This is a genomic window from Mesorhizobium sp. M0968, from assembly GCF_040319065.1.
Taxonomy (GTDB): Bacteria; Pseudomonadota; Alphaproteobacteria; order Rhizobiales; family Rhizobiaceae; genus Mesorhizobium.
Genome location: NZ_JAMYNL010000057.1, coordinates 1 through 11,462 on the forward strand (window position 1 = coordinate 1; position 11,462 = coordinate 11,462).

Genomic DNA, 11,462 nt, shown 5'->3' on the forward strand with positions numbered 1-11,462 from the left:
CAATGATGTCGGGCTGATGCTCCTCCAAGGCCGCCATGTACTTTTCGACTGGGTTGTTGATCCCAAGGTCAATGATCTCGAAGCCCGCGCCCTCCATCATCATGCCGACCAGGTTCTTGCCGATGTCGTGGATGTCGCCCTTGACCGTGCCGATCACCATCTTGCCCTGCTTGGGCGCGCCGGTGGCGACCAGCAGCGGGCGCAGGATGAACATGCCGGCCTTCATCGCATTGGCCGAAAGCAGCACTTCGGGAACGAACAATATGCCGTCGCGAAAATCCTCGCCGACGATGCGCATGCCTTCGACAAGCGCCTCGGTCAGTACCTTGTAGGGCGCCCAGCCGCGCTCCAGAAGGATGTTGGTGCCTTCCTCGATCCCGGGCAATACTATCGTCTGGGGTCAAAGCCTGTTCCCTTGTGAAAGCCTGTTCCATAATGTCGGATCCACCTTGCGGTTCGGTAGAAACGGAGGAATGGCAGGCATACGCAGGTTTGTGAAAAGGATTTAGGCCAACATTTCGGACCCGGTAAGGGGGAAAAAAGATGGGTCGGTATAGGGTCAATTTATGTGAGTAGGTGGCCAGCTGGCTGCCTCCACGGCGCCACGGAGCGATAGGGCACGCCATCAAGGTGCTCATTTTGGTGCGCGGGCATTGTCGGACCGACGATCGCGCGGCCGGGGCGGCATGGATGTGGCCGCTCTCAGATGGAACTTTTCAAAGCATGCACGGGATGGCAATTGGCAGTACCCTCGTCGATTCGGTCGGAGCTTGGCTAGCGGCAGGGTCACATCGAAGCGGTGCTCTATCCCATGGAGGTGCTTGAGCCTGGGATCAGAAGAACTTGGTTGCGTGCCGTTCCCCAACAGAATGGATGTGAAGTCTGGATCGCGAGGCGTGACGATCACCGAGCAGAAGCGCCTAATTAATCGGCCCCTCTTGATATTAGCCGCAGAGGCTTGGCGCAATTGAAGCCTGCGCTGGCGCGCTCACAGTTCGGCTGATGTCGGAAAGCGCAATGTCTGCGTGCCTTCAAATAGACGCTTCATCCACGAAAGGCCATACTCGACTGACCAACATCATTTACGAAACCGGGAAAATTTGAACGGGTCCGGCGAGACAATAGGAGTTTCGCCCGTGATCATATCCGCTACCAAATGTCCTGCTCCGGGACCGATACCAAAGCCATGGCCCGAAAAGCCGCTAGCGACAATCAGGCCTGGGATTTCGTCTACGGTGTCGATTACAGGCACCGCGTCTGGCGTTACATCAATGGCACATCCCCAGCTTGCCTTAACTTTGGCACCTGTAAACTCGGGAAAGACGCTGCTTAGTCTGCGCAGGCCCTCGGCGAGGGTTTTCTCCGACGGCTTCGGGTTGAGAACTCGCATTGTTTCAAAAGGGCTGACCTGGTCAGGTCGCCACTTCCTCGGCATTCGCATTTCTGCGAAGAACTGCCGAGTCAAACGAAGCCGCACCTCGTTTGCTTCTGACCGCAACCGGGGGGCGAATTGGGAGAACAGACGGAAACTGTCCGGAACGATATGAGCTATATTCGCGTTCCTTCTTGCTACCGTGTAGCCACCGTCGAGACGCTTACGAAAAGCAAAATCGTTTCCTGCTACTCCGCAGTTGGGCCCCTCGAGTGGATACGTGCTCATAACGGAACCGATGATTTTCAGTTGCGGGAAATTGATGCCGAGATTCCCGCAGAACAACCGAGTCCAGGCACCAGTCGCCAACACCAAGTTCTCGCAGAGGATCTCACCATGCTCGGTGACAGCCGAATGAACTGTGCCAGCCTTGGTCTCTATGGATCGCACGGCGCACCTTTCGATTATTTGACCGCCGCTCGTCCGCAATGATGACGCCATCGCTTGCGTTGCCAGTGACGGCTCGGCGCGTCCGTCGCTCTTTGTAAAAAGGGCGCCTTCCCAGTTACCTCTGAGTGCCGGAAAATGCTGTCGGAGAGTACGTCCTTCTATTACGGACGAATCTATATTGTATTCCTTAGCGTATCGCAGCCACTCGTTGTACTTATCGATTTCTTTCGCTCCTTGGCACAAATAGTAAATGCCGGTTTCGCGGAAACCCGTTTCCACGCCGGTAAGCGCATTCATGCGCGCCCATAGCTCAGCACTGGCAAGGGAAAGTGGGATTTCGGACGGATCACGCCCCATCCTTCGAACCCATCCCCAATTGCGGCTGGATTGTTCGCAGGCGACATGGCCTTTTTCGCAGACAACGACTGAGAGTCCGCGCTTGGCAAGGAAAAGGGCAGTCGCGGTTCCGATGATGCCAGCGCCAACAATGACGACATCGGCTCTCTTGGGTAGGGACATGATTTTCACTCTCCGGCTGCTCGGACCAATAATTTGCAGTTGAAATGCTTAGCGACCGCTGTCTGCCTCAAACACGTTGTTTCGGCAGCGCAGCGAAAAGCGGCTTGAACCCTCGAGTGAGCAGTCCGTCGAGCGCATCGAGGATCGTATCCTGCCAGCCGCGCTCGACTGTCGAGGCAGTTAGGCGCAGGAATTTTTCCCTGACCTTTTCTCGGGACATCGGATTTTTGAGGTCGCCGAGCGGATGTACGATCGTAAGGCTCTTAGGCCCATTGCCTTCGTCCAGGATGACTCGGCAAGGCGTAGTTGCTGGAAAAGACTGCGCAAAATCTTCGTGTGTCGTCAGCTCGATCTTCTCGGCTAGATCCAGCACTTTTGGATCCCTGAGCCGAGCCGGATTGACGGGCTGCAATGAAGCAGCGCCGTATGTGGCAGCAAGTGCACAGCTAAAGAAGAAGCTGTATTGACCAGCCTCAAGCGTTGAAGGAACTCGTGCATTTGAAAGTTTCAAGGCTTGTGGAAACGTTTGGATTTTCAAACTTCGGATGGGTCTATCGTACGATCGCAAAGCGAGAATCGCATCGATCGCTGCATGCATATATCGACAACACGCGTAAGGCTTTAAGTAGCATTGCTCGATATGCCACGACTGACCCAGCTTCCCCGTGAGAAGCTCACGGGTATATCGTTCGGTGTTATCCAGAATATCGAGTGGCCCAGTGGCACCCGCTTTCGCGCGGAATGCGGCTGTTAGGCCGGCGATGACGGCAGGAGGAATACCCTCCTTGACCGTGGTACCCTGAAATTTTGAGGTTCCTGTCGGAAAGCCAATTGGTCCTTCTGCCGCGGCAATCGACAAAGCGTTGGCCAGCTCGACCGCATTCAATGCCAAAAGTCTGCCGGCAGCGGCGGCAACGCCAAAACCCACCCAGCGACCACTACTGTAGGAGGCAACACTGCCGGCAGGCCGCGAAGCTGCCACCCGCAACGCCACATCGTAACCGAGGACGATTGCTTCCAAGATGTCGACATCACTCGCCCGATGTGCTTGACCGATAGCCAACGCAGTGGGGATAATTCCGGCACCGGGATGGCCTGCCGCTCCACGGTGACCATCGTCTATGTCTAGTGCGCTTGCTGCTGCAGCATTTGCTTTTGCGGCACCAGCAATAGATAGGCTGATATCTGTAAACCAAATACTCACCTCACCTTTTCCATAAAGCTCTGTAGCGGCAGAGCGTGCTGCCGTGGCAAGAGTTGAGCGGGAACCTGCTGCCGCCGCCGCTATTAGGTCTGCGGTTAGGAGCGACGCAGCTTCTCGTGTCAGACTCCTCAATCTCCCCTTGGGGTGGCTAACGACAAAGCAAGCAAGTTCTTCGGTTGCGTACAAATCGTCGCTCTCAGGTTAGCCAAGGTTAAAACGAGGTGAATGCCTTATTCCCAGCGCACTGCCTGGCAGTTCAGGCGATTCCATTCTGTTACGATAGCCAGTTTATGCCTATCTATGCAGTTCAAGTGCGACTTTCGCTACACCTTAATGCAGCAAGTCGAAGTACGAAGCTGTCGACGACCCCTCCGGACCAGCCAACTGAAAGTGAACCATCGGCCTAACTGGCTATTAGCTCGTCACCAAATTTCTGAGCAAATCGCCAGCAGACCAGTTTTCCAAATCACGAATCATATCGAGCGCCCGTATAGCTTTGTCCCCTCCTAAGATCGTAGACACTGTGGCGAGGAATTTCCGATTGAGCGCCTCGTCCGGAAAGCCTCCGGCCTCAGAACTGCCTGAAGGCCATTCCGCGTTCGCCGACAAGACTAAGCCGCTCTCGCAGGTTATGAGCACGCGTACCGGGAGAGCGCCTTCCTCAAAGTAAGCCTTATCAGCGGCCGCGTCGTGGTAAAGGTGTATCCTTGAAGCAAGATCTATCACTGCAGGCTCGATCAGATCCGCTTCTGATATGCCGTATTCTGGCGACCGGCCCGTGAGTTCGAGTGCCGCAAGATAGCGAGCGTTGAACTGAGCATCGATGACCGATTTAGGAAGCGGAATTTTTAACCCTTGCGTCAATTCGCGGAAGCCGTGCACATCGACGTTCACAATGGTCTCCGCCCTTAACGGGGCAGCTAGCAAGCGCAAACAATCCAACAGAGTATGAGTCCAGCGGCAACAGGCATATGGCTTAAACCCAACGTTCAGGATCATCCATCGGTTGCCCAGTCCTTCCACTGCGAGCTCAGGCCGGTAACGGTCAGAACCGGACATCACCCAGAAGCCGGTATCGCCATCAAATATTTCCTGGTTTCCTAAAAAATCTCGCTCGGCTAGCATAGCTGACAACATGCCGACCTCACTTGCTATGCCGTAGCAATTTTTGATCCAAGAAAAGGGGGGATCGCCGTCCACAAACTTTCGGATGCTGGGAAGCGGCGCCTGCGCGCCTGCCAGTCCAAACGCGTTGACAATACGCGCCTGTGTCAGCCCCATAAGGCTTGCCGCCGCGGCCACGGTGCCGAACGTTTGCCAGGCTGAGAAGCCCAACACCGCGCGCTTCCGTTCCGGCGAAGCCTGTACAGCCCGGCCGATACGCAAGGATACTTCGTATCCGATAACGATCGCCCTAAGCAGATCCGTGCCGAATACCCCGCGTTCTTCCGCCAGAGCTAAAGCGGGCGGCACGACGGTCGCACCCGGATGTCCTGGAGCGCCGGCTCGGCTAGAATCATCGAAATCCAATAGATTTGCAGCTTGGGCGCCGAGATAGCTGGCACCAAGCACACCCATCCGCAAATCTGTACCCGGAACGGATACCGCATCGCTCGACCCTTGTCCTCGCCTGAGAACATCCCGGATCACGGTGGATGGGTGACTGTTCATTCCGGCGATTATGCATGCCACACTATCCAACAAGCAGGCTTTCGAATGGCGCAAGACCTCAACGGGAATATCCGCATAACGCAGGTGTGTTATCCAGGATGCCAGCGTCGACGCGGTTCCGGACTTTTGGCAATTGCTTTGTGCGCACTCGTGATCCATATCTGCATTCGTCCATGAAGAGGTGTTTTCGTGCTGCCTATCCCTTTGATCATTACACAAGCGATGCCCTCATCGCCGCATACGGGCATGCGCCCTCAGGCTTGCGTCGGAGTCATGATCTTCAGTGCCGGGTAGCGTTCAGCTATTTGCCGATAGAGAGCAATGATGTCGGGCGGCCCTGCTTCTCCCGGGTTGCGATTCCGCACTCGGGCAAAAATCTCCGTTTTAAGGAAATATCGCCACTGCACGGGCACGTCGCTCAGCACACGAGTCAGATCATCGTAGACCGAGCGGGTCCAAACACTCTCATATTCAGCGCGCTCGGGACCGAAGTCGAACTGCCTGACGCTCTCTTCCACTTTACGGGAGGCGCGCTCCCGTTCGGTGTCCGTCTCGTCGATCACACCGTTGCGAAATACAACGCCATAGTCGCGCAGGGCCGCCTTTTGAGTAACGTAGCCATTGCGAAGATCAGCGAGAACCATGTCCAGCGGTCGTTGGAAGGGGTTGCCACGCCCGCCTCCGCTTGAGGAAACGATCCGGATCACATCTCCCGGGCCCATAGGCACCACGTCACGGTTGCCAAGCTGAACCTCCCGGTCCGTTCCCGGATTGAGGGTGAACGTCGAAAGCATGCCGGCGCTGCCGCCCAAGGCGCCCCAGGAGCGGAACCTCGACCGATCACGTCCACGCGCCGTCACCTTGCTGTTAGGCGCCGTGGTGCGAAACTCGATGATCTGCGCCAACCCTCCCCTATAATAGCCGGGCGCCCCGCTGTTGGGCTGGAGGCCATAGCGCAACACTTGGATCGGCACCTCCGATTCCGTGATCTCGATGGGCGAGTTCTTGAGATAAGTGGTGTCGCCGCCCGATCCATTCGAACCATCTTTGTATGGCAACGCTCCCGATCCGCCCATCACAGGGTTAACGGCAGCCATGACCCTTTCGCCTGTAGTATTGTTGGTCGTCATGACATTGAGGATAGAGGTGGTACCCGACGGCGAGGCCGGTATTTTGTCCGGCAACACCGCATGGAAGGCGCCAAAAATCACGGTGCGCAACCGGTTACAGGATAGGCTGCGCATGCCAACCGCAGCTGGAAACACCGGGTTCAGAAGAGTCCCTTCCGGGAGGATGCAGGTGAAAGGCCGCGTCAGGCCGGCATTGAGCTGGAGATTATTGTTCAGTGTATAAAGCACGAAATAGACCGCAACCAGCAACAGCGTGTGCCGAGGGTGGCCGCCCGTCGGCACATTGTGGGACGAAAGAAGCTGCGGGTCTGTACCGGTAAAGTCCATCACGGCGTTATCGCCGTCAATGCGCAACGTCATAGCTATGCGGATCGGATTTCCATCGTCCCCGTCTTCGTCAATGTAATCCGAAAAATGATACTCGCCATCGGGCATGCTGCGGATCAACGTACGGGCCTGCGCCTCCGCATGGTCAAGCAGCGATTCGAGCCCTTCACAGTAGGTGAGTACACCAAACTTGCATATGATGTTGCGTATTTTTCGCTCCCCCGTATTCAGGCTACCAACTAGAGCCATTATATCGCCCCAGTTTTGCTTTGGCGCCCGCACATTCGTTAGCAGTATGTTCTTAACATCTTCGTTTAAAACGCCCCTCCGATAAAGCTTGGTTGGCGGGATGCGAATGCCTTCCTGGTGCACTTCCTGCAGTGATCGTGACAGGCTGCCCGGGACGGCTCCCCCTACATCCGTGTTGTGCACATGGCCTACGGCGAAGCAGACAAGCTCGCCTTGGTGGAAAATAGGCTTCCACATATGTAGATCTGGCGCGTGCGTGCAAACATAGCCGCTATATGGGTCGTTCGTGACACAAATATCCCCTTCCTCATAATCGGCGATCGCATCGATGACATTGCGATAATCCAGGCCTATGAACCAAGTCGCACCCAGGTCTTGCGGCACTGAAACCGTAAGCCCGGCCCGATTGGCGATGCCCACCGTGAAGTCTTCCGTTTCCTTGACGAAGGTCGAGAAAGCTGTGCGGTTAAGAGTGTAGGCCATGCTCTCCGCGGCAGCGCGGCAATGGTTGGCGAGAACCTGCAATGTAACTTTATCAATCATTCGCCGCTCCCATTCGTCCAATCCAAGAGCATGTTGCCATAGGCATCAACTGTCGCTTCAAATTCCACCGGAATGCAGGTCGTTGTGTCGTCCTGTATGATGATAGCGGGACCGGAAAGTCTGTGGCCGGCGGCCAGGCGCGATCGACGGTAGCAAGGCACGCTCTGCATGGCACCATCGAGGTAAACGGAGAGCACAGAGTCCGGAGCAGGTGCTGCCTTGGCGAGAACAACGGCCCCGAGTTGCGGTTTGGGAACTTCCCCGGAAATGAGCGCTCGCAAATTAACGATGCGGACATCGCCCTCCGGGTCATGAATGTCGTAGACAAGTTGATGGTGTTTATGGAAGGCGGCGACGATGGCGTCAGTGTCGCCTTCCATCAGCCATTCGTTATCGATCGGCACCTCGATCTCGTATGACTGGCCGCGGTAGTGCATGTCCGCTGAGAAGTGGATCAGAGGCTCACCCTCATAATGCTCCTCGTCCAGCAGCCAGCGCTTCGCGCGACTGCGCAGGCTTTCGGCGGCTATGCGCAACCTGTCGGCAATGTCCCCCGTCATCGGGGCATAGAGCGCTTCAAGAAAATCATTCTTCACATCGGCGACCAGACCACCCAACGCGCTGATGACGCCCGGCGTTGCGGGCACTAGCACGCGGCGCATCCCCAGTTCGCGCGCAAGAAAGCAGCCAAGCATAGGCCCGGCGCCACCGAAGGTCATCAATGTGAAGTCTCGGATGTCGATGCCCGATCTGGCGATCATCTTGCTGATGCCGAGATACATCCCCGAAACGGCTACATCAATAATCGCCTGAGCACGAGTCTCCAGGGAAACGCCTTGAGGCGTGATCGTCGCAATAGCCGCCGCGGCCTTATCCTTATCTATCGTAATGCTGTTGTATCCGAGCGGGGCGCCACCCAGGAGACCACACACCGCGAAGGCGTCGGTGATGGTCGGCCGCATGCCTCCCTTGCCGTAACAGGCCGGACCGGGGCTGGCACCGGCGCTCTCCGGCCCGACCTTGAGGCCACCTTGCTCGTCGAGCCAGGCGATCGAGCCTCCTCCTTCCCCAATGGAACTTACCGAAATCGTAGGCACGTAAAGGGGGAACTCCCCGATCAGTTCGCCGGTGCCACGTTGCGGTTTACCATCGATGATCAACGCCACATCGGCGCTGGTGCCTCCGATGTCCAATGTCAGCAGGTTCCGAATGCCGGCCGAATCCGCGATAAAGGAGGCTCCGATTACTCCGGAGGCCGTGCCGGACAGCAACAGGTGCACGGAATCGCGCTTGCCGTTTTCGGCCGACATGATTCCGCCGTTGGACTTCGTGATCATTGGCTCGCAGCGCGTGCCATGGTCACGCAGGGCTCGTTGTAGTGAACCAAGGTAAAGGGCCACCCGCTCCTGCACATAGCCTGCGAGGATCGTGGTTACTGTCCGCTCGTACTCTCGGATCACCGGCCACACCAGGCTCGAACAATAGACCGGGAGATCAGGATCAACTTCCGCGACAATGTCGCGGACAAGCTGCTCATTGACAGGATTCCGGTAGGCGTGCAGGAAGGAGACGACGATGCCCTCCGCACCGCTTGCCTTTGCGTCGGCCAGCACCTCCAGTACATTGGCGCGGTCGATGGGGACGGCAACGCTTGCATTACTTAGCATGCGCTCTTTGATCTGAAAGACGCGGTGCCGTGGGATGAGGGGAGTCGGACGCATGGAGTACATGCTGTAGGCTTCCGGCATACGTAAGCGCGCCAGCTCCAGTACGTCGGCGAAGCCTTCCGTAACGAACAGCGCCAGCGTCATGCCCTTGCGCTGGATAACAGTATTGATTCCAACAGTCGTGCCATGCACGAATCGTACAACATCCTCTGGAGCTATGCCGTCCCTCTCCTGCAAAAGACGCATGCCGGCCAGCACCTCGGCGCCGGGCGTGTCAGGAGTGGACGGTACCTTGAGGGTCCGCAAAGCTCGCGTTTTTTCGTCATATACGCAGAAATCGGTGAAGGTCCCACCGATGTCCACGCCTATTCTTACACTCATGGCCGCGCTCTCACCACGTTGTCGAGAAGCATTAGTATGCATGCCGAAACTCGCGGCTACTACTGAGGGTAAGTGACAATCCGCTATAACATAATAGTTATAGCGCGATTGGCTGCCGATTCTCTGGCTTCATTCTCATCTCGGATGGCTTCTTCGAGAGCATGCCGGCACGCCTCAACAGGCTGGCTTCCCGCAACGCCGCAGGACGACCGGAAGTCGCTCGCGATCTTTGCCTTCTTCAGCCGATTCAGATCGCATTTTAGGCGGTGAGGAGCGCAGTTGCGGTGAACACATTTACGGATTGACCGCTTGACTGTAATCTGCGGCTGCGTCCGTGTTGATGGTGTAGGAGGCCGCGGAGCCGTCCGCGTAGAGTAACGCGGCCGCCTGTAGCGCTGGCGGTCATTGCTTCGAGAGGTTCGGGTTGCAACACCTGGACGTGAAACGGAGACGATGACCGACGAGAGAATGGCGCTGGTCGAGCTGATTGAGAAGCTGGCCGAAAGCGACTTCGTGCGGGACATGCTGGCCTTTGCTGCCGATCGCCTCTTTGGAGATGGAGGTAGAAGTGCGCACGGGCGGTGCAGCGGAACGGATATGGCGACCGTGACTGGGACACCAGCGCCGGCCGGATTGCGTTGGAGATCCCGAAGCTGCCCAACGGACGCTACTTCCCGAGCTTTCTCGAGCCACGTCGAACGGCCGAGAAGGCTCTGGTGACCAATGTCGGAGAGCCAGGTGAGCCGGCTCGGCGCCGGACGAACCAACGTCGAACGGGTGAACGCCTTCTTCACGCGGCCGCTGGAGGGCGCCTGGCTCTACCTCTGGGTCTATGCGACCTACGTGAAGGCACGCGGGAGTGGCAGGAAGACCAGCCGTGCTATGATGATCGCCGTGGCGGTGCACGAGGAGGCAAGCGCGAGGTGCTGGGCGTGGCCACCGGCCCGTCTGAGGCCGAGACGTTCTGGACCGACTTCCTGCGGTCTCTGGCCGATCGCGGCCTGCGAGGCGTGAAGTGCCTACGAGGCTGCCCGCCAGGTGTTCAATGCAGGCCGCGAAGTTCCGGCCTCTCCTGAACATCCCAGCCGAAGGAGCCAACGCGGCAACGGCACCAGCGGTAATTGGTCCTATGCCAGGGATGGTCGTCAATCGCCTGGCTTCCGCATCATCCCTGGCGCGCCGGCCAATCTCGCGGTCGAACATTGCCACCTTTTCGTCCAGAGGGAGCGGAACTGTTCGACGAGCAGAAACAGGATCTGGCGAGCGGCTTCAGGGATGATCGCCGCGACAAGCTTGGCCAGTGGAAAAGTCCCTGCGCGGCCACCAGCCCGAACTCGGCAAGATGGCCCTATCGCATTGATGGTTTCCGTCCGCTGGCGAACGATCAGGTCGCGAACGCGAAACAGCATAGCGCTAGGTTGCTGATCTCCGACCTCACAGCTACGAACCGCATGATCGGCGGTTGCGCAGCCTCATAGATCGGTTCGGTGTCAGCGGCATCGTTCTTCTGCCGCTTCACAGAGGGCTTGACGTAGCCCGAGCGATTAGCCGAACATCGTGCCCCAGCTTCGCAATCTCCCTCGCCCATTTTCTTCGCCAGATCCATTCCGACTATGTACTTCCAACATGGACGCCTCAGTTCTAGTGATGATCGACGACGCCACTTTGGCACAGCGATGCCGTCAGGAGGCGTCCACATGGGGTAATCGCGGGAGCGCATCGCCCAGAGAACAATCATATCCTTGGAAGGTGGCTGTTCCCCGATAAGATGAAATACGGGCTCACGACCTGACGCCGGGCCCAGCATCTGATGGAGAACAGCCATGGAAGAATATATCGGTCTCGACGTGTCGATGAAAGAGATAGCGGTGTCGATCCGACGTGAAGGCAAGCGCGTCTGGCGTGGGGTGTGCGCCTCAGACCCCAGGATCATTGCCGAACTTATCCGT

At 57.3% G+C, this 11,462-nt stretch carries 5 protein-coding genes and 3 pseudogenes; 2 read left to right on the plus strand and 6 right to left on the minus strand.

Features of this window, described 5'->3' with window-relative positions; all coding sequences use genetic code 11:
* From NKH67_RS33370 to NKH67_RS33395, 6 genes and pseudogenes are all read right to left on the minus strand, one after another.
* Positions 1 to 376 (minus strand): annotated as a pseudogene (locus NKH67_RS33370) (B12-binding domain-containing protein); the annotation flags it as partial.
* Between the two features lie 702 nt (positions 377 to 1,078).
* Complete coding sequence (locus NKH67_RS33375) at positions 1,079 to 2,341, minus strand: NAD(P)/FAD-dependent oxidoreductase (RefSeq protein ID WP_353032974.1); 1,263 nt, start codon at positions 2,339 to 2,341, stop codon at positions 1,079 to 1,081.
* Positions 2,342 to 2,408: 67 nt separating this feature from the next.
* Complete coding sequence (locus tag NKH67_RS33380) at positions 2,409 to 3,731, minus strand: MmgE/PrpD family protein (RefSeq protein ID WP_353032966.1); 1,323 nt, start codon at positions 3,729 to 3,731, stop codon at positions 2,409 to 2,411.
* 228 nt (positions 3,732 to 3,959) lie between these two features.
* A complete protein-coding gene (locus NKH67_RS33385; RefSeq protein WP_353032968.1) occupies positions 3,960 to 5,435 on the minus strand; it encodes an MmgE/PrpD family protein in 1,476 nt (491 codons plus the stop codon).
* Positions 5,436 to 5,470: 35 nt separating this feature from the next.
* On the minus strand, positions 5,471 to 7,465 hold the full coding sequence (locus NKH67_RS33390; RefSeq protein ID WP_353032970.1) for a hydantoinase B/oxoprolinase family protein: 1,995 nt from the start codon (positions 7,463 to 7,465) through the stop codon (positions 5,471 to 5,473).
* Positions 7,462 to 9,513 carry a hydantoinase/oxoprolinase family protein gene (locus tag NKH67_RS33395; protein ID WP_353032972.1) on the minus strand — a complete coding sequence of 684 codons (2,052 nt, stop codon included), beginning with the start codon at positions 9,511 to 9,513 and terminating at the stop codon, positions 7,462 to 7,464. Before NKH67_RS33395 ends, NKH67_RS33390 begins: the two co-directional genes overlap by 4 nt.
* A gap of 453 nt (positions 9,514 to 9,966) precedes the next feature.
* On the opposite strand from NKH67_RS33395, the pseudogene NKH67_RS33400 reads away from it, so the two are divergent.
* Together NKH67_RS33400 and NKH67_RS33405 are read left to right on the plus strand one after the other, a co-directional pair.
* Positions 9,967 to 10,529 (plus strand): annotated as a pseudogene (locus tag NKH67_RS33400) (transposase); the annotation flags it as partial.
* An 807-nt stretch (positions 10,530 to 11,336) separates the two neighbouring features.
* Positions 11,337 to 11,462, plus strand: a pseudogene (locus NKH67_RS33405) (IS110 family transposase); the annotation flags it as partial.